15 protein-coding genes are annotated in these 19,798 nt (G+C 37.3%); 4 read left to right on the forward strand and 11 right to left on the reverse strand.

All coding sequences use genetic code 11. The features are described from left to right. Positions 1-23: 23 nt before the first annotated feature. Together lptC and K348_RS0111060 are read right to left on the reverse strand one after the other, a co-directional pair. Positions 24-647: an LPS export ABC transporter periplasmic protein LptC gene (lptC, locus tag K348_RS0111055; protein ID WP_029905018.1), complete on the reverse strand. Its 624-nt coding sequence runs from the start codon at positions 645-647 to the stop codon at positions 24-26. A 69-nt stretch (positions 648-716) separates the two neighbouring features. Beyond that, a complete protein-coding gene (locus K348_RS0111060; protein ID WP_029905019.1) occupies positions 717-2,012 on the reverse strand; it encodes an outer membrane protein transport protein in 1,296 nt (431 codons plus the stop codon). A 325-nt stretch (positions 2,013-2,337) separates the two neighbouring features. Here K348_RS0111060 and K348_RS0111065 point away from each other — a divergent pair, with 325 nt between their 5' ends. Next, entirely contained in the window at positions 2,338-3,030 is a 693-nt protein-coding gene (locus K348_RS0111065; protein ID WP_029905020.1) for an archaeosortase/exosortase family protein, read from the forward strand. 18 nt (positions 3,031-3,048) lie between these two features. Here K348_RS0111065 and K348_RS0111070 read toward each other — a convergent pair whose 3' ends face one another. The 7 genes from K348_RS0111070 to K348_RS0111100 form a co-directional block, all read right to left on the reverse strand. Beyond that, the gene (locus tag K348_RS0111070; protein ID WP_231496779.1) at positions 3,049-4,119 is read right to left on the reverse strand and encodes a glycosyltransferase; all 1,071 of its coding nucleotides are present in this window, start codon (positions 4,117-4,119) and stop codon (positions 3,049-3,051) included. Between the two features lie 171 nt (positions 4,120-4,290). Further along, entirely contained in the window at positions 4,291-5,448 is a 1,158-nt protein-coding gene (gene lysA / locus K348_RS0111075) for a diaminopimelate decarboxylase (RefSeq protein WP_029905022.1), read from the reverse strand. A 15-nt stretch (positions 5,449-5,463) separates the two neighbouring features. Beyond that, positions 5,464-6,777: an aspartate kinase gene (locus tag K348_RS0111080; RefSeq protein WP_029905023.1), complete on the reverse strand. Its 1,314-nt coding sequence runs from the start codon at positions 6,775-6,777 to the stop codon at positions 5,464-5,466. A 200-nt stretch (positions 6,778-6,977) separates the two neighbouring features. Then, the gene (locus K348_RS0111085) at positions 6,978-8,234 is read right to left on the reverse strand and encodes a DUF5103 domain-containing protein (RefSeq protein ID WP_029905024.1); all 1,257 of its coding nucleotides are present in this window, start codon (positions 8,232-8,234) and stop codon (positions 6,978-6,980) included. 80 nt (positions 8,235-8,314) lie between these two features. Then, positions 8,315-9,043 carry a YebC/PmpR family DNA-binding transcriptional regulator gene (locus K348_RS0111090; RefSeq protein ID WP_029905025.1) on the reverse strand — a complete coding sequence of 243 codons (729 nt, stop codon included), beginning with the start codon at positions 9,041-9,043 and terminating at the stop codon, positions 8,315-8,317. A 74-nt stretch (positions 9,044-9,117) separates the two neighbouring features. Beyond that, positions 9,118-10,560 carry an alpha-amylase gene (locus K348_RS0111095; RefSeq protein WP_029905026.1) on the reverse strand — a complete coding sequence of 481 codons (1,443 nt, stop codon included), beginning with the start codon at positions 10,558-10,560 and terminating at the stop codon, positions 9,118-9,120. A gap of 182 nt (positions 10,561-10,742) precedes the next feature. Continuing rightward, positions 10,743-11,573 carry a TerC family protein gene (locus K348_RS0111100; RefSeq protein ID WP_029905027.1) on the reverse strand — a complete coding sequence of 277 codons (831 nt, stop codon included), beginning with the start codon at positions 11,571-11,573 and terminating at the stop codon, positions 10,743-10,745. A 360-nt stretch (positions 11,574-11,933) separates the two neighbouring features. Between K348_RS0111100 and K348_RS0111110 the strand changes: the two genes are divergently transcribed. Next, positions 11,934-13,163 (forward strand): HD domain-containing protein, encoded by a 1,230-nt coding sequence (locus tag K348_RS0111110; protein ID WP_029905028.1) that lies wholly within the window; start codon positions 11,934-11,936, stop codon positions 13,161-13,163. Positions 13,164-13,166: 3 nt separating this feature from the next. Next, positions 13,167-14,495, forward strand: coding sequence for a tRNA lysidine(34) synthetase TilS (gene tilS, locus K348_RS0111115; RefSeq protein ID WP_029905029.1), 1,329 nt, complete (start codon positions 13,167-13,169; stop codon positions 14,493-14,495). 57 nt (positions 14,496-14,552) lie between these two features. Here the strand turns inward: tilS and trxA are convergent, their stop codons facing one another. Next, a complete protein-coding gene (trxA, locus tag K348_RS0111120; protein ID WP_029905030.1) occupies positions 14,553-14,870 on the reverse strand; it encodes a thioredoxin in 318 nt (105 codons plus the stop codon). Positions 14,871-14,967: 97 nt separating this feature from the next. Next, a complete protein-coding gene (gene dnaE / locus K348_RS0111125; protein WP_029905031.1) occupies positions 14,968-18,717 on the reverse strand; it encodes a DNA polymerase III subunit alpha in 3,750 nt (1,249 codons plus the stop codon). A 313-nt stretch (positions 18,718-19,030) separates the two neighbouring features. Between dnaE and K348_RS0111130 the strand changes: the two genes are divergently transcribed. After that, positions 19,031-19,792 carry a hypothetical protein gene (locus tag K348_RS0111130; RefSeq protein WP_029905032.1) on the forward strand — a complete coding sequence of 254 codons (762 nt, stop codon included), beginning with the start codon at positions 19,031-19,033 and terminating at the stop codon, positions 19,790-19,792. Positions 19,793-19,798 lie beyond the last annotated feature (6 nt).

Here is a 19,798-nt window from a genome sequence, read left to right on the forward strand (position 1 = left end):
GAATTTCATTCATATTTGGCTAACTATTCTGTTTTTTCTTCCCCTTTCTCTTCCTCTTCATTTACATAGAATAACGTTTTCTTGTCGCCTTTTTCGCCGACGTTCATAAATTCGTACTCTGTCATCTGCTGATTAGCCACTAATCCGTTTTTAGCTATAAGAATACCTTTCTCCGGCCTGTTTATTTCCACCAGCTTGTCGGAATATATTTTTTCTTGTTTACGGTTCCAGAATAGTTCATCTCCGGAAAACGTTTCGCCTAATATATTACGTACAAATACATTTCCTTTCAGCCTCCACAAGTCTTTCCTTGTGTAATTCCATGCAGTATCCGCTACCACCGTAACAACAACCTGAAAGGCAGTATCGAACTGTTCAAGATAGAGGCCGTCAGGAAAAAACCAGTAAGGATCTTTAGCTTCGTCATACATATTCCATGTCTTGGTTATCATTTTATATTTGATAAGGCCCGAATCGGAAATCAACATTCTGACACTATCGGTATGCATGGACGGAACTGTTTCTTTGTCGTATACGAAATTTACTCCGGACTTATCATCTTTATTGCAGGAAGCAAAAAAGAAAGGTACGGAGAAAATAAAAAACACTATTGATATAGTTATTACTTGTCTGAGCGTCAATTTCATATACAGATATATTAAAAACAATGAGCCCCAATATAAAATTGAGGCTGTTTTTCTTATCTAATTCTAACATTATTCAACTTTACGACGGAAGAACCAAAGTTCATTGATATTTACATTTAATGAAACTCCGAAATATTCTTCTGTTATCATATTCTTAAGCTTCGGTTTAATCTTTCTATATTCAAAGTTCAGATTGATATATGATACCCGTTGCCCGATATTATCACGTATAGGGAAGCCAAAGCCTAGAGTAGCACCATATTCATTATAACCGTCTATCTTATTGTTTTTATCCATAGCATTCAGGTATGAATTGCTATAGTTAAGACCGCCCCGGAATTTAATCTTTTTGAAAAAGCTTCTGTCATAAGGGTCTATCATATATTCGGCTCCTGCACTGTATTTCCATCGGTCGTCGAAACGATCTGCATCTGACAGACCATCATTCATGTAGCTGGAATACTTTACTTTACTCCACCTCTGATAAGTAGCATCAGCACCGAAAACAAGTTTATTGTTACTATTGATAGTAAAACCTAACCCGTATGTTTCCGGTATTCCGGCATCTATTCCGTTATGTTCGGTTGTAGTAGGCTCGGTTTCTGAAGATGTAAAAATGTAATGTACATTAGTATAATCAGCAGAAGAATTAATCTTTGGTGAGTAAACAGCACCAAGAGTTAAATTCTTAGTCTTACCTATTGGAAATCCGTATTGTAATCCTATATCAAACTTCGCTGCTTTAACTGACAGTTCTGTATTATCCAATGACGTATTTGTTCCCGATCCGCTAATAGCAGGAAGCTGACGCTTATGGTTTATTGTACCAAACAGATATGACACATTAGCACCAATAGATAACCCTTTTATCGGAGTAGAATATCCGAGTCCACCATATACCTGACTAAGACCTCCCGAACCGGAAAAAGATTTGTTATACATTACCGATCCGTTGGTCTCGGTACTCTCGAATTTATATCCTACAGAGGAATAGGGCATAATACCGAAACTTAAACCTAAGCCTTTCTTTATGGGAACGAGGATAGTTATATAATCGAGTCCGCCATTATGTTTCTTTTCAGAGTTAACTTCATCGCTTAATTTTCCCATGTTATAGTTGACACCTATATCGAAAAGGAAAGTTAATGAATCTACTCGCGAATATGATGCCGGATTTAAGGGGTTTGCACTCTGGCTGTTGCGTAGTCCGTAACCAATCCCACCCATTGCTCTCGACGGGCCAACCGACTGATCTCTCAGTACTCCGTAACCATATCTGCTGTAAGGAGAATCTGTTTGTGCTCCGAGTGAGCCTGCTATACAAGCCAAGAGGGCTATAAAAAGAAGTTTTTTGCTTTTTAACATTATAGTTCTATATACGGTTTATCCTTTCAGTATCAATTCTTATATAATAAATTGCTGCCTTTTCTGTTATCTTGTGTTCTCATCTTAAACAATAATTTGCCCAAATTATTATCCTGATATGGCAAATATTCCAAAGAAAAGCAACATTATTCTTCATTACATCAATCAGTATGCTGCTAAATTCGCTTAAAAACAGACGAAATTTGTGCAAAGTAAATTAAAAAAAATCAGTTAACCGACTATTTATCTAAAATGTCATATTTTTTTTGCCTTAAAAAGGTTAATTATCCTTATTTTAGTACCTTTGTAGGCTATTTATAAACCGGTGAAAATTAAAGACAATATTTATATTACTACACTACGTGAGAAGCTAGGACCATTCCGCGACATTATATGGTTTCTCTGCTTATTTCTCATATTCGAATTTATATGGAAAGTCTGCGTGCATCAGGGCGAGAATGAGCGGATACTTCTTGTGCTGGGTAAAGACCTGACCGCATACACGGAAGGGATGAACCGCTGGACTGCCGATATTGTATACTGGGTTGTTCACGATTTATTCGGTTATAAAAATTTTCAAATAGTAAATGGCACTACCCTGTTCTTCGAAAATTCCATTCCTGTAGACATAATATGGAGTTGTACAGGTCTGAAACAATTATTCATGTTCTCTTTTATTCTGGCTTTCTATTATGGCCCTGTAAAGAAAAAATTATGGTATCTGCCCCTGTCGCTTTTTATATTGCTGTTAATTAATATACTCAGGCTGGCAATAATTTTCATCATAATAAAAGATCCTTTTCCTGAATGGTTTATTTCAGTAAATGAATGGTATAACAATTGTACATGGGAAAATACAAAAGAATGTTACTACAAGTTTTATAAAGACTGGTTCAATATTTTCCACCGCGATATATTTGTCTGGATATATTACGACGGGGTTATATTTGTTTTGTGGCTGATATGGGAAGAGAAGATACGGAAACCGTATCAACGATTAATATCTAAAAAACAGTAGGCCTATCAGTAAATAAGATCAACGGCGGCCGCTCATTTTCTTATGACGTGAACGAAAACGAACATTGTAAAGAGGCTGCAGAATTTCCATCAATATAAAAGAAAAGTAAAACTTTCCAGATTCGAAATATTTGGCCGATTTGTTTATGGTAACAATTTGTACCGATAATTTCACCAATAATAAGAAAACTGAAATTCCTAATAATGCCCAATGCTGAAACATTATGCTATACACAATTATAGCGATAAAGGCAATATAGAACAGATAACGACTAAAGGCTTCAAAGTTGAACATCCTATTCCAAAAACGGTTTTTATAATATTTCTTTGCTACGGAATATGATTTTTTGATCTGCTTCCAGAGAGAGAACCGCTCGATTGAAGTTTCGATAAAGCTATCTTGAGATAAAGCAACAGCCGTATTGCCCGAAGATATGATCTGATTAATAAAAACATCTTCACCGTTATCCAGATTAAGAAAGGATGCAAACCCTTTATTGTCAAAGAATAAATGCCTACGGAATGCAAGGTTACGGTATATACCTGTAAACGCTTTGCCTTTCAAAGCCAAAGCCATATACTGCATACTGAAAAGATGATTGTCGAAGCGTGCTGTACGATTGAAAAAGTCTTTAGTCTTGTCATAAAAAGAGTATCCCAATACTACATCCTTATCTTCTGTCATTTCGCTCACCATCGATGATATCCACTGATTAGAGACAGGCTTAGAATAGGGCTCGGTGAAAAGTAAAATCTCACCTTTGGCCGCCTTAATGCCAATAGTCAACGCTAGTTTACGACGACCGAAAGAAGCATCATTCGAATATGGGAGATATGTTACATAAAGATACGGGTATTTTAGTTGCAGCGATTGTAGCAATGTATCGCTCTCATCTGTAGAGCCGTTATTTACAATTATCACTTCATAGTCAGGGTATTCCTGTTCCAATACGGCAGGTAAATTCTTTGCAAGATCATCGGCCGAATTTTCAGAAGATATGATAACAGATACTTTTGGCTTAAGGTAAAATGGCTGATAATTATCTTTTTGTCTTTTATGAACAACAGAATATGGCTTTCTGTAATACATCAAATAAAATAGAATTTGAAATAGGAACAGTACAAATAAAAAAAGTAATCCGCCTATTTCTATTTCATTAAAAGTAAAGTAATGTAAGATTTGCTCAACCATTTCCTGTGTTTTCAAAAAAGACAAGAGCCATATATTTCATACGACTCCTGACTTTTATTGTTGTACGATTTATATCTTATCAGAATAATAAGGCTTAGGCAATTCGCGGCAATTATACTGCGAAGCCATTATTTCACCATATGCGCCTGCCGAACGCAGAACGAGCATATCTCCCCTGCTGGTTTCATTCAGGTCGTAAGATTTAACAAACACGTCTGAAGATTCGCATATAGGGCCAACAACATCGTATTTTTTAACCGGAAGATCCGAAGATATGTTTTCTATCTTGTGATATGCCTGATATAATGCCGGACGAATAAGATCTGTCATACCTGCATCCACTATCGCAAATGCTTTTTGTTCTCCTTGTTTTACGTAAACCACCCGTGTAACCAAAGCGCCGCATTGAGCTACAATAGAACGTCCGAGTTCGAAATGAGCCATTTGTCCATCCCTCAATTTCAGGTATTTATGGAACATTTCGAAATAGCTGGCAAAATCAGGAATCAGATGTGCATCAGGATTTTCATAATCGATTCCTAATCCTCCACCAAGATTGATATGCTCCAGTTTTATTCCTTTTTCCTCGAAATATATTTGCAGCTCGTTTACTTTCTCACAAAGAGGTTCGAAAGTTTTAATTTCTTCTATTTGAGAGCCTATATGGAAATGAATACCGATAAGTTTGATAGATTTCAGCGTTTGTAACGTTTCTATTACTGCATCAAGATGAGCAAGAGAAAATCCGAACTTATTCTCATTAAGACCTGTAGTTATATATTCATGCGTGTGTGCATCTACATTCGGATTAATACGCAAAGCTACCTGAGCCAGTTTTCCTTTCTTATTGGCCAATTCGTTGATTACTTCTAATTCGGGTAACGATTCTACGTTGAAACTAAAAATATTCAGGTCGAGGGCAAGATTGATTTCTTTATCGGTCTTCCCTACCCCGGCGAAAACTATTTTCGATGCAGGAAATCCTGCATTTACAGCAGCCTTGACTTCATTTCCGCTCACACAGTCGGCACCGAAGCCTTCCGAAGCGATAAGTTCAAGTATTCTGCGGTTTGCATTCGCCTTTACTGCGTAGTGTTGGATAAATCCGTATTTTTTAGTCTCTTCTTTTACGATTTTCAATGTTTTTTTTAACAAATCCATATCGTAGTAATAAAAAGGCGTTTCAATACCTTTTAACTTGTCAACAGGAAAATTTCCTTTTGTCATTGTGGGATTAAAGAATTAATTAAACAATTTGTCATTCAATGTTTGAAGCGCTTTCTCTTTATCTTTACCAGCTATTAAGAACGAGAAATTATATTTGCTGCCTCCAAATGATATCATATGTATCGGAATTCCGGCTACCGCATTTAATATCTCCGAAGCAAAAGCATCCTTTTCAGATTCAAGATTTCCGATAACGGAAATGATAACCATATTATTATCTACAGATACAGTTCCGTATTTTTTCAGGTCGTCAAGAATCAGTTGGATATTTTTATCATCGTCGATAGTCAGCGATACACCGATTTCGGATGTAGCCAACATATCTATCGAAGTCTGATAATTTTCAAATACTTCGAACACCCGGCGAAGAAAGCCGTGAGCCAGAAGCATCTTGCCCGATTTTATCTTAATAGCTGTAATATTATCTTTAGCCGCCACGGCTTTTATAGCGCATGCCTCCGTTTCGTTAGAGATAAGAGTACCCGAAGCTTCCGGGTAATTAGTATTTTTAAGCCGTACAGGTATATCCGACAGTTTTGCAGGAAGAATACTTGACGGGTGAAGTATTTTTGTCCCGAAATAAGCCAGTTCGGCTGCTTCGTCAAAGTTCAGTTGTTTTATGGCAGTGGTACCTTTCACATAACACGGATCGTTATTCTGCATAACGTCTACATCTGCCCATATCTGTATCTCTTCTGCACCAACCGCAACCCCTACAAGCGAAGCCGTATAGTCGCTACCACCTTTGCGCAGATCATCGATCTCACCGTATGCATTTCTACAAATATATCCCTGTGTAATATACAGATCGGCATCTTTTGCCCTATCCAGCAAAGTTGTTAGATTTTCCTTTATGTAGACTGGATCGGGAGCAGAATTTTTATCCGTCCGCATATATTCGAGTGCAGGAATTAGTACGGCATTTATCTTCTGTTCGGAAAGGTATAGATGGAAAAGTTCCGAACTCAGCAATTCGCTTTGCGCCATCACTACACGTTCTTCAAACAGGGTAAAAAGGTCTTTTGTGAAAGTACGGATATAATCGAATTTCTCTGTCACAACGGCATTAGCCTTCGTCTTATAATCTCCGTCTGCAAATAATGCAGCTACAAATTGCCTGTATTCTTTTTCCAAACGGTTTATGACTTCGATTGCACCTTCCTGGTTCTTTTTGTAAAGGTAGTCGGATACTTCGGTCAATGCCTCAGCTGTACCACGCATCGAAGACAATACAATAATATTATTACCGCCAAGGGCAACAATACCTGCTACATTCTTCATCCTGTCGGCTGTAGCAATAGACGCACTACCAAATTTCAGAACCTTCATAATTTCACATATTTTGTTTCTGATTCTACAATCAAGGTGCAAAAATATAAATTTTTTGCGGCAAAATTTTCACAATAAAGCATATATTTGAAAATAGTTAATCTTTTTATGATATAGAACGCTAAATCATTCGTTTATGTTTAGTTTTTTATCTCCACTTTATCTCCCGCCATTTATAAAATAAAAATACAACCATCGACCTACTTCGCCCGCGACTGTATATTCTGCACCCCTATCAAGCTATCGTAACGTTGCCCTGTAGGTCGGTAATAAACATAGACAGCATATTCGTTTTCAGTTTCGAAATAATTTCCTTCTACATTGGATGTAAGGAATTTACTACCGTCTCGGGTTAAATAAATATAGTTGTACATACCTTGTTTCAATAGAAGCGAAAGGCGGTATACCTTATCGTTGTGGTCATATTTCATTTTGTACTTATCGGAGAAAGTATTATCCGTAAAATTGCCGTTGATATAGATGCTCTCTAGCAAAGGCTGCTCCATTGCCAAAGTAAAATTCGTGGTAAAATAATCGCTTTCGGTATCTGAATATTCGCTGTCGTTGTTCCTTATGAAAAAACGTCCGTTCTGGTCCTGATCATAACTATAGGAACGACCTGAGCGCACTTTATCTGTTATAATATCCATAACATACCCCGGTCGCACATATTCGATATGTTCTACATTCATACCATTGTATCGGTAGCTGAATGTCTCAAAACGGCGGTATTCGTTACCCGCTTCGAATATCAAATCCCTGTTGTGTTCGTATATCAGCTTTCCCGGGTTTACGTAAGTAGGTTTCAATTTGCGTTTTTCGTTATCCAGTCGGTTGTTTTGCTGTACAAATACCATTATTTCGGAGAACGGATCACGTATATTCATTCCCTGATGATGAATGGTAAAAGTCATCTGCTGATGATGTCTGTTGAAATCAATATCGGTATTAGATGAAACGGTCGCCCCTATATTTACTACAGGATCAACAACAGAAAAGCAGGCAAAAAGCAAAACAGTATCGGGGTCACCATCTTCATATACCTCAACTACATAGTTTCCCGAAAGTTTCACACTTGTATCTCTGTTGGGTATAATCAGGTCGAAATGTGTATACTCGACTGTTGTATTGACAGAAGGAGCATAATCATCTATCGGATTATCGTTAAAACCGTTCAGATAATCGATATCGGATATTCCGGTACTTTTATTCCAATATGCATCACAATGTATTATACGATATCGCAAACGGTTGGAAGAATTTTCAGACAAACGGTCGAAACTGATATGTATATTATCATTGCTATTTAGTTTTGCCACAGGATTATACAACCAGTTACCGTTCAGATTCACCTGTATTGTATGTATATCCGGTGATAATGCCCGCGTACGGTATGCCTGAGCAGAAAGCAGTGTATTAAAAGATAAAAGAAATAGTATAAAAATATATTTTATCATATCGTTTTCATTTCCAACAAATGTAATAAAAAAACTGCAAGATATTCTCCTGCAGTTTCCCTAGCTATTATGATATATTTTTATTCCTCTTCAAAATCTTCTTTCATATTGTGGAATACGTTCTGAACATCATCGTCGTCTTCGAACTTGTCCAGCAGTTTTTGTATCTGCTCCTGCTGTTCTTTGGTAAGTTCTTTCAGGTCGTTAGGAATGCGTTCAAATTCGGCGCTATGGATTTCAAAACCGTTCTCTTCCAGATATTTCTGTATTTCGGAATATGATTTGAATTCGCCATAAAGGATAATATCATCACCGTCTTGTTCTACTTCATCCACGCCGTAATCGATAAGTTCCAGTTCGAGGTCTTCGAGTGAAACACCATCTTTTGCAGCAATCTTAAATACACATTTATGATCAAAAAGGAACTCGAGGCTTCCGGATGTACCCAAGGAGCCGTTATGCTTGTTAAAGTAACTGCGGACATTTGCAACTGTACGGGTAGGATTATCGGTAGCAGTTTCTACAACTATAGCGATACCGAAAGGACCGTATCCTTCATAAACGACTTCTTTGTAGTCGGCCTCATCCTTAGATGTAGCTTTTTTAATGGCGCGCTCCACATTTTCTTTCGGCATGTTCTCCTTTTTCACCTGCTGCATCAATACGCGCAGACGAGGATTAGTATCCGGATCGGGACCGCCTTCTTTTGCGGCTATTGTGATTTGTCGACCTAATTTTGTAAATACGCGGGCCATATTGCCCCAGCGTTTCATTTTTGTTGCTTTGCGGTATTCAAACGCTCTTCCCATAATATTTTATATCAATCTTTATTCGTTTAAGATACGCAAAAGTATAAAAAATATCGGAGATTTAAAATCTATTTTCAAGACTTTACCCAAACTGAAAAATTACTTCCTTCTATAAGAAAATCGCCATTCCCGTCTTCATCTATAGTGACTGTTTTATTCACATTTCCGGTAATATCGTACCATATCTGGCCTTTATGTTCTATACCAACATTCATTGTCTTTTTACCATCTACACCATTCGACATCAAGAAAACTAAACCTGAGCCGGTATGCAGTTCATCCCCCATGCGAACAAAGCCGATAATAGAAGAATCGTCGAAATAATTTTTTTGCTCCCCGTATGCATATTTTTTTCTGATATCAAGCAATACATCAATAATAGGTCGATGTATAGATTTTTCTTCTTTCACTCCGTAATAATCTCCATAAAAGATACAGGGATATCCTTTTTCCATTAAAAGAATAAGAGCATACACTGATGGTTTGAACCAATCTTCTATTTCAGAATCTAACGAACTCCCCGCCTGCGAATCATGGTTATCTACAAATGTCACTGCCCGATCGGGATGCAGGGATATTAAGGTATTGTGGAATATCTTTCGTAAATCGTAATGCTTTCCTTTTCGCGATGCACGGTATAAATTATAATGCAGAGGAACGTCAAATAAATCTGTACTATGATTTACAGCTTTCAGATAATTGTCCAAAGTTTCCAGATCATCACTCCAATACTCGCCTACCGAATAAAAATTTTCTCCTCTTTCTGTTCTGACCTTTTCCAGAAATTGCCTGATAAACTTTTCTTCCATGTGCTTTATTGCATCAAGTCGCATACCATCCAGATTCAACTCGTTAGAAACCCATACGCCCCAGTTATTCAATTCATTTATGACTTCAGGATGATCAAGATCGAGATCATTACAAAGCAGAAAATCATAATTTCCATTTTCGTCGTCTACACCTTCGCTCCAATATTTATTTTCTCCAAGAATACGGAAGATGCCACACTTTTTCTGTGCATCATCGAAACTGACGCCTGAAAAATGATACCAATGCCATTTAAAATCAGAATATTTATCTCCCCGCCCTTTAAAAAGGTAACCTGTCCATGCCTGGATTTCCAGTTCTTCTCCAATTTCTACATTTCTGTCTCTCGGGTCGACTTCCTGCACCTTGAAGCGTTCGGTATAGTCGCCCTCTGCCTTATGATTCATTACGGCATCGAGATAAACGGATATTTTATGCTTATGCAGTTCATCTATCATTTGCTTAAGCTCTTCCTTCGTTCCGTATTTTGTCCTTGTCGTATTATTCTGTTCAAATTCACCCAGATCGAAAAAGTCGTATGTAGCGTAACCCTCATCCTGTTGTTCATCAGCCTTGTATGCCGGTGGAATCCAAACAGCCGTTATACCGATTTCCTGCAAATGCGCAGCATCAGCTTTAAGTTTGTTCCATAAATCACCGTCATTCGGAAGATTCCATTCGAAGTATTGCATCATTACCTTATTTTCCATCGTGGATAATATTTAGAGTTCTTTTATAGTGTTATCAATATGCAGTTTTTCGTGTAATCTTATTTTCTTTTAGTAAGGATATGAAAAGAACGTATCTGAAAACATTTTTGTTTAGCAAATTAACAAAAAAGAATAGCTGCGCAATTATTGTACAGCTATTCAAAATCTACTATTATTCTTATTTATTGTTCCTTTTCTTTTACCAACTCAGAATCTTTCAATTTTACCGGAACGGATTTTTTTCTGAGTTTCATATTCAAAAATTCGACAAGCAAAGAGAATGCTATAGCAAAGTATATATATCCTTTCGGTATTTCCCCTACAACCGTGCCAAATACAGAAATATGAGACAGATGCGCCGCTTCTACAAGCAGCATCACACCGATAAGGATAAGGAATGATAGGCCGAGCATCTGTATTGTAGGGTGTTCGTTTACAAATTTGCTCACAGGCCCGGAAAAAAGAAGCATTATCATTACTGCAATGACAACAGCCGTAACCATTATTGTCATAGCGCCTACATATCCAAATTCACTGAAGCTAACAAGCCCGACTGCCGTAAGAACACTGTCGAACGAGAATACAATATCCAAGGCTACAATTTGGACGATGACGCCGATGAAACTGACACCTGCTTTTCCCTTAACAGCATCGCTCTCTCCTTCCAATTTGTGATGAATTTCTGTTACACTCTTATATAAGAGAAATAATCCCCCTACTCCAATAATAATACTTTGTCCGGAAATAGAGCCATCGAACCAAGCCGTATCAAAGGAAAAGATAGGCTTCGTCAATTTCATGAGCCAAGAAATACAGAATAATAAGAGTATACGAAAAAGCATGGCCAGTATTAATCCTACTGATCGTGCTTTAGGCTGTTGTTTTTGTGGTAACTTTGATGAGATAATAGACAGGAATACGATATTATCTATTCCCAATACTATTTCAAGAAATGCCAAGGTCAATAGGGCAATCCATGCACTTGGCAAAAGAAAAGTTTCTAATATTTCCATAAATATTTTTTGTGGCAAAATTAGTAAAGAATTCGCCTAATATGGAAATTATTGTTCCTTTTCTAAATAATCTTTGATAACAGTATCTCTATCAGTTTTTACAAGCCCAAGTATGTACTGAATTCTGAGTAATAATTTTTTCATAACTACACATAAATGTCGTCTTCTCTCTTTCACAAAGATAATATAATTATTGTATCATTACTATCTTAACATGGAAATATCTTTTTTGTTCTGTATTATTTATAACTGATAAATGAAACTTATAATTATTGATATACTAAAAACTTAAGTATCTTCATTCAATAAATTCTATCTATCTTTGAATCCTTAAGCAATATTTATACTCATATACCATTTATGACTACTAAGAAAAAAATCATCAACGATCCTGTTTTCGGATTTATCACCATACCCAATAATTTTATTTATAAGCTTATACAGCATCCTTTCCTGCAACGACTCAACAGAATAAAGCAATTGGGTCTGGCTTCTTTCGTCTATCCGGGAGCACAGCATACACGTTTACATCATTCTATCGGCGCCATGTACCTGATGGATGAGGCCATAAATAATTTAAGAGCCAAAGGGCATGAAATCACAGCTGAGGAAGCTGACGGCGCATTGGCATGCATCCTGTTGCACGATGTAGGTCACGGGCCTTTTTCTCATGTGCTGGAATACACTTTAACAAATGGTATTCATCACGAAGACTTGTCGTTGTCACTGATGAAAGTGTTGAATATTCAACTTGATGGCAAACTGGATGTATGTATATCTATCTTTAAAAATCAATATCCTAAAAAATTCCTGCATCAATTGGTAAGCGGTCAACTTGATGTCGACCGTCTGGATTATCTCCGGCGTGATAGCTTTTTTACCGGAGTAACCGAGGGGAATATTGGTTCGGCTCGTATTATCAAGATGCTCGATCTGCGAAACGACAGCCTCGTTGTAGAGGCAAAGGGGATTTATTCAATAGAAAATTTTCTGATGTCACGCAGGCTGATGTATTGGCAAGTCTATCTTCATAAGACGGCAGTCGCAGCTGAAAAAATGTTGATCAAAACATTTATAAGGGCAAAAGAACTAACATGTAAGGGCAAAAAACTATTTGCATCTCCTTCACTTTCTTATTTTCTGGAAAACAATGTGGATCAAATCTTTTTCAGACAAAATAATGATAAAGTATTAGAAAATTTTGCCAATCTTGACGATAACGATATCTGGTGTGCTCTTAAAGTCTGGGCAAATAACGAAGACAGAGTATTATCCATTTTAAGTTCGTGCCTTATAAACAGGAACCTGTTCAAAATAGAAATAACAAATGAGCCTGTATCGACAAAACATATCGAAAAATATGTGTCGAAGTATATATCCGATTTCGGTATCAGTGAATATGAATCATCATTTTTGTATTCTTCAGATATCATTTACACTAATATGTACAACGAAGCCGACGACAGTATAGATATCCTTTACAATGACGGAACAATAAAAGATATATCTGAAGCCTCTGATATGCTGAATATCCAGCTCTTATCAAAAAAAGTAGAGAAATATTATTTCTCATATCTCAAAACAGAATAACATATGAGTTTATCCAAAGTCGAACAATATATAATAGAGAACGAACTATTATCGGGAGGTGAAAAGATAATAGTAGGTGTCAGCGGCGGTGCAGATTCGGTTGCTTTACTCGACATATTACACAGCTTTAAATTGGATTGTGTTGTAGCACATTGTAATTTTCATTTGCGGGGAGAAGAATCTAACAGGGATGCATTTTTTGTAGAAGAACTATGCAAGAGATACAACCTGAAATACGAGCGGATAGATTTCGATACGGAAACTCATGCCGAAATAAACTCGATATCAATTGAAATGGCAGCTCGAGAATTACGGTATAATTGGTTTGAGCAAATAAGGATTATCCATATGGCTGATAAAATAGCCGTAGCGCATCATCGTGACGATTCGGTAGAAACAATTCTTCTTAATCTGGTTAGGGGAACAGGCATTCGCGGACTCACAGGAATAGCGCCCAAGAACGGAAATATTATCCGCCCTCTGTTATGTCTTAGCCGCAAAGAGATCATCGAATACCTGAAAGACAGAAAACTTTCGTTTGTTGAAGACAGCACGAACAATGAAGATCTATATGCGCGTAATAAAATAAGGCTGAATATATTACCCGAACTGGAAACTATCAACCCTTCTGTGAAAGAATCGATTGCGAAGACGGCTGAACACCTGTCGCAAGTCTCTAATATTTATCACCTGTATATGGCTCAGGTAAAAACAAATATTTTTTCTGAGAATAAGATAAATATAAATATGCTGATTCAGTATATTGAGCCAGAAGCTATACTTTTCGAACTGCTCTCACCCTACGGATTTAATTCGGCAACAGTCAGACAAATATTTGAATCTATAATAAGCCAGTCTGGGAAGATTTTCTATTCAGAAACACATGAATTACTTAAAGACAGGGGATTTCTTATTCTGAAAGAAAAAAAAGCTATTTCCATAGAAAGCTATACCATACATGCCGATGAAAAAGAATTGATTCATCCGTTACACCTAAAACTAGAGAGCATTTCTGCTGATAAAGATTTTTCCATAGAAAAAAACGCTGATATACTATATTTGGATATGGATAAAATAAAATTCCCTCTGGTATTGAGAAAATGGAAGCAGGGAGATTGGTTTATTCCTTTCGGTATGAAAGGAAAGAAAAAAGTGAGTGACTATTTTTCCGACAATAAATTCAGCTTGTTCGACAAAGAGGCGGCATGGTTGCTATGTTCAGGTGATAATAATATCTTGTGGATTGTAGGCTACCGCTCGGACGAAAGATTTAAAATAACTGACGATACTACGAAAATATTAAAAATATCCTTCATAAAAGACAATACATAATAAAAAGAAGGGGGATAATAATTATCCCCCTTCTTTTTATTATAAGTATGCTTATTCTTATTTCAGCATATTTTCGATCTTCTCTACTAATACAGATTTCTGTGCAGCTCCTACTTGTTTATCAACCACTTCTCCGTTTTTGATAAATAAGATTGTAGGAATGTTACGGATACCATATTTAGATGTTATCTCATCATTGTTATCCACATCTACCTTACCGATAGTCACTTTATCAGCATATTCACCAGCCAATTCTTCCACAATAGGGCCAACCATGCGGCAAGGACCGCACCATTCTGCCCAAAAATCTATAACAAGCGGTTTGTCCGATTTCAGAACCTCATCAAAGCCTGCATCTGTAATTTCTAAAGCCATAAGTTTTATTTATTGTTTGATTTGTAATATCTATTTGATTTATATTTCTCCAAATGTCATGCAAAGGTAATTAATCTATTTAAATAATAAAAATAATTTAATTCACTTTGAACACAAGATTTTCATTTTCTACCAGATAATCAATAAGTTCCTGTTTTACATTTATTTTAAAATTACGAGAAAACAGCTCAACTTTCATGTTTCGCTCACCGTCGACTACCTGAAAGTATAACAATGAATTACCCGGATTGTTCTTGGTTAATGTTGACAATTCCTCAACCATTTGTGTATTCATATCATGCAATGGTAAGGTAATAGTAATTTTTTCTATCAATTTGTCCTTAACGTCGGGCAAAAGCTGAATTGAAAATATTTTGAGTTCGAATTGATTCTGGTCATATCGCCTTGGCTGAACCTTGCCTTTGATATATACATATAATCCGGGACGTCCATACTTTCCGAAATTTATATAATCGTCTCCAAAAAGAGGAATTTCGCCGCTTCCTGTAAAATCTTCTATTCGTATTATCATAAAAGGCTTTCCGGTCTTTGTTATTCCTTCACGAACAGCAGATACAAGTCCGCCAAATGAAACCTCTTTATTCTTCAATGCATCTTTATCTTCGATATCCGCCATGCCCAAATTACACACGTAACTCAAAACGATCTTATATTCATCGAGCGGATGAGCAGACAGATATATTCCAATCAGTTCACGTTCTTTATTCAACCGTTCAAGGTCTGACCATTTTTCCACCTTTGGTATTTCCGGATGAGCTATATCAAACGAAGTATCTCCGCCGAATAAAGAATTGGCTGCAGTATTCTTATCAAGCTGATATTTATTTCCATAACGGATAAGCATATCGATAAATGCTTCTCCTTTCCCGTTCAAACCAAAGAACTGTTCTCTCGAAATCTCTGAAAAATTATCGAATGCTCCGGCAAGAGCCAATGATTCTATATTCTTTCTGTTACAAGAACTAAGATTTACACGTTCTACGAAATCAAATATATTTTTAAATGGCCCATTCTTCTCCCTTTCTTCGATAATATTCATTACGGCACCCTCTCCTACTCCTTTTACAGCAGCCAGACCAAAACGTATATCGCCTGCCTTATTTACCGAGAATTTAAGATAGGACTCGTTTACATCAGGCCCTAGAACACTCATATTCACGGCTTTACACTCATCCATGAATTTGGTGATTTCTGTTATATTAGATAGATTTCGGGAAAGGACGGCAGCCATATATTCCGACGGATAATTAGCTTTCAGCCATGCAGTCTGATAGGCTACCCACGAATAACATGTAGCATGCGATTTATTGAAAGCATACGATGCAAATTTCTCCCAGTCGGCCCATATCTTATCCAATGTTTTTTTAGCATGTCCGTTTTTAGTTCCGCCTGCAATGAATTTTTCTTTCAGGGCATTCATTTTATCAATCAGCTTCTTACCCATTGCCTTACGTAATTCATCCGACTGACCTCTGGTAAAATCGGCTAATAATCGGGACAAAAGCATGACCTGTTCCTGATATACCGTGATGCCATACGTATCGTTCAGGTATCGCTCCATAATCGGGATATCGTAGCTGATTTCTTCCCGTCCGTGCTTCCGTGCAATGAACGAGGGAATATAGTCCATAGGTCCCGGACGATATAAGGCATTCATGGCAATCAGGTCTTCGAATTTGGTCGGCTGCAGTTCTTTGAGGTATTTCTGCATTCCGGCAGACTCGAACTGGAATGTTCCTGTTGTTTTCCCCTGACTGTATAATTCATATGTTTTAGGGTCTTCCAACGATATTTTATCAATATCGATTGTTTCTCCGGTAGTATGCTTTATATTTTCTACTGCTTCCTTTATAATAGACAAGGTTTTGAGACCTAAAAAGTCCATTTTTATCAGGCCTGTTTCTTCAATTACCGTACCTTCATATTGTGTCACCAATATATTTTCTCCCGTTTCCTTATCTTCTGCAGTACTTACCGGAACAATATCTGATATGGCCTGTTGTCCGATAATTATACCGCAGGCATGTACTCCCGTATTACGCACATTACCTTCCAGCATCTGCGCATATTTCAGTGTATCGCGCATTACAGGATCTGGACTGTTTGCTGCATCTTTCAGCTCGGGTACGTATTCAATAGCATCGCGTAAGGTAACCTTCTTTTTATCGGGTATACGATCCGGAACATACCTAGCCAAGCGGTTCGATTCGGCTAAAGGAAGTTTCTGCACACGCGCCACATCCTTAATTGCCGATTTGGTAGCCATTGTACCATATGTGATAATATGCGCCACACGCTCCTGTCCATATTTTTCGGTTACCCATTTCAATACTTTTCCGCGACCGTCATCATCGAAGTCTATATCGATATCGGGCATCGATATACGGTCAGGATTGAGGAAACGTTCGAACAGCAGGTCGTATTTAATAGGGTCTATATCTGTAATCCCCAGACAGTAAGCAACAGCGGAACCTGCAGCCGAACCACGACCCGGGCCGACAGCGACCCCCATCTCTCGTGCTGCAGCAATAAAATCTTGAACAATGAGGAAGTATCCGGGAAAACCCATTGTCTTCATCGTGTTGAGTTCGAAATCGAGCCGTTCTGCAGTTTCGGCATCCCTGTCCTTTCCATATCTCTTATCTGCACCTATCATGGTAAGATGACGAAGATAATCGGATTCCAGTTTGATACGGATTACTTTATCATAGCCACCCAGACGCTTATACTCCTTTTCTCCGAATTCGAGTATAAGGTCTTCTTCGCTATACATTATCTTGTAGCCTTCTTCTGTTCCGAATGAAGCATCAATAGTAAAAAACGGCATCAAAGCATCGGAATCAATAGAATAATATTCTACTTTATCCGCTATCTCCTGCGTATTTACTAAAGCTTCGGGATGATCAGGGAACAATTGGTTCATTTCGGCAGTTGTTTTCAGCCATTCCTGCTTAGTATAGCGCATCCTGTTAGGATCGTCGAAATCTTTTCCGGTACTTAAACATATCAAACGGTCATGAGCGTCTGCATCTTCTTCATCCACAAAATGGACATCATTTGTGGCAATTAATTTGACGTTGAATTTCTCGCTCAACTTTACCAGTTCGGCATTTACTTTCTGCTGCAAGGGATATGCTTCGGCATTAGCATCAGCACGGTTCGTTTTATGACGCTGTAGTTCCAGATAAAAATCATCCCCGAAAAGGTCTTTAAACCATTGAACAGCTTTCTCTGTTTCTTCTATTTCCCCTGCCTGTATCTTTTTGGGTATTTCGCCACCAAGACAAGCAGATGAAACAATCAAACCTTCATGATATTTTTCAAGCAACTCTTTATCAATACGGGGACGCATATAATACCCTTCAGTCCAAGAATGCGACACCATTTTTATCAGGTTTTTATACCCTGTCAAATTTTTAGCTAAAACCACTAAATGCCAGCCGCTCATATCGGGCTTGCCTTCTTTCAATGTCCTTTTCCGCCGGGCTACATAACACTCACACCCTATAATCGGCTTGAATTTTTTAGCTTCTTCATCCTGAATCTTAATTTTGAGTTCTCCAATTTTTTCTCCGTTGCCTTCCTGCGCTTCTTGCTCGAGTTTTTTAATCTCAGCTTTCAGCTCTTTAATCGCACTATCATATTTGGAGTTTTTTTTCTTCACATAATTGTAAAACTCCTTGACTCCAAACATAGCGCCATGGTCAGTGAGGGCGATACCTTTCATTCCGTCGGCCATAGCCTTATCGACAAGATTCTGGATACTTGCCTGCCCGTCGAGCAGGGAATACTGGGAATGGACGTGTAGATGTACAAAATTACTCATAAAATTTATTAGCTTTTCAGGATTTGTAAAGTTACAACAATATGAAGCCGGATAAAATAAAAATTACATACAGTTTTCAACAGGCAGGCTTTTTTAATAATTAAATAAGTTAATACTATCATTATAAATAAGTATCGAATGTATCTATGCTTCATTAAAAATAAATATGATACAACTCCTAAAAACATTTTTTACAAAGATGTATCCGTTCTGATTATTTCAAATATTTTTTTGTTATACTTGCAGCAGCAAAAGGATAATAAAAGGAAACTATACACGTTTATAAGATAATAAAAAGACCAGGCACTAGTTTATGAAGAGATTAGGATTATTACTTTTAACCGGCAGTTTATTGGTCGGACAGATTATAATTGCACAAACGAAACAGCTTGTCCAAATCGACTCGAAGCAGACAAAAGAGGTAATAAATCTGAAGTATAATAACAAAAACCAACTTGTCTACTTTGACGAAAAAGGTGTAGCTACCTATAAAGAATTCACATTCAAATATGATAAATCGACGAATATCCTTACCGAATGTACGATGAATCAGGATAGAGGGGAATTGATCATAAATTATAAATATACATACAACGGGAATACTGTGACCGAAGAAGCCACCAGTTCGGGTAAACAGATTAAAGAAAAGAAAATCGTAGATATTCTTGACATACATATCGATAACAAAGGACGCCTTACTAAAACGGTTTTCGAGGATGGAAAACCATGGGAACAATTTGACTATGATGACAATGATAATCTTGTTTCATATGCTCAAAATTCTGCACTCGATAACGGTAAGAAGATAGTTGTCTCCAAGTATAACAATGACAAATCCGCATTCCTGAGTATTGAAAGTATTCCGGCATGGTTTTGGGGGTGGCACATCAACAGCATGAAATGGAGTAGCAACTTTATCGGCAAAAATAATCCGAATGAAATTGCCACAGAAGATCCCCGCTTCGGAAGCGATACGATTGAAATAACCTATGAATATGATACGGATGGCTATCCGGTAAAGCAATTCTATAATGGTGAACTAGTTCGGGAGTTCACATATAAAATCACCAAATAAAATACT

The sequence above is a fragment of the Prevotella sp. 10(H) genome (assembly GCF_000711235.1).
Lineage (GTDB): Bacteria > Bacteroidota > Bacteroidia > Bacteroidales > Dysgonomonadaceae > Dysgonomonas.

What these genes read in the sequence shown, in the direction of transcription:
- lptC (WP_029905018.1), bottom strand. Translation starts at nt 647, where the DNA reads ATGAAATTGACGCTCAGACAAGTAATAACTATATCAATAGTGTTTTTT.
- K348_RS0111060 (WP_029905019.1), bottom strand. Translation starts at nt 2,012, where the DNA reads ATGTTAAAAAGCAAAAAACTTCTTTTTATAGCCCTCTTGGCTTGTATA.
- K348_RS0111070 (WP_231496779.1), bottom strand. Translation starts at nt 4,119, where the DNA reads ATGTATTACAGAAAGCCATATTCTGTTGTTCATAAAAGACAAAAAGAT.
- lysA (WP_029905022.1), bottom strand. Translation starts at nt 5,448, where the DNA reads ATGACAAAAGGAAATTTTCCTGTTGACAAGTTAAAAGGTATTGAAACG.
- K348_RS0111080 (WP_029905023.1), bottom strand. Translation starts at nt 6,777, where the DNA reads ATGAAGGTTCTGAAATTTGGTAGTGCGTCTATTGCTACAGCCGACAGG.
- K348_RS0111085 (WP_029905024.1), bottom strand. Translation starts at nt 8,234, where the DNA reads ATGATAAAATATATTTTTATACTATTTCTTTTATCTTTTAATACACTG.
- K348_RS0111090 (WP_029905025.1), bottom strand. Translation starts at nt 9,043, where the DNA reads ATGGGAAGAGCGTTTGAATACCGCAAAGCAACAAAAATGAAACGCTGG.
- K348_RS0111095 (WP_029905026.1), bottom strand. Translation starts at nt 10,560, where the DNA reads ATGGAAAATAAGGTAATGATGCAATACTTCGAATGGAATCTTCCGAAT.
- K348_RS0111100 (WP_029905027.1), bottom strand. Translation starts at nt 11,573, where the DNA reads ATGGAAATATTAGAAACTTTTCTTTTGCCAAGTGCATGGATTGCCCTA.
- K348_RS0111110 (WP_029905028.1), top strand. Translation starts at nt 11,934, where the DNA reads ATGACTACTAAGAAAAAAATCATCAACGATCCTGTTTTCGGATTTATC.
- tilS (WP_029905029.1), top strand. Translation starts at nt 13,167, where the DNA reads ATGAGTTTATCCAAAGTCGAACAATATATAATAGAGAACGAACTATTA.
- trxA (WP_029905030.1), bottom strand. Translation starts at nt 14,870, where the DNA reads ATGGCTTTAGAAATTACAGATGCAGGCTTTGATGAGGTTCTGAAATCG.
- dnaE (WP_029905031.1), bottom strand. Translation starts at nt 18,717, where the DNA reads ATGAGTAATTTTGTACATCTACACGTCCATTCCCAGTATTCCCTGCTC.
- K348_RS0111130 (WP_029905032.1), top strand. Translation starts at nt 19,031, where the DNA reads ATGAAGAGATTAGGATTATTACTTTTAACCGGCAGTTTATTGGTCGGA.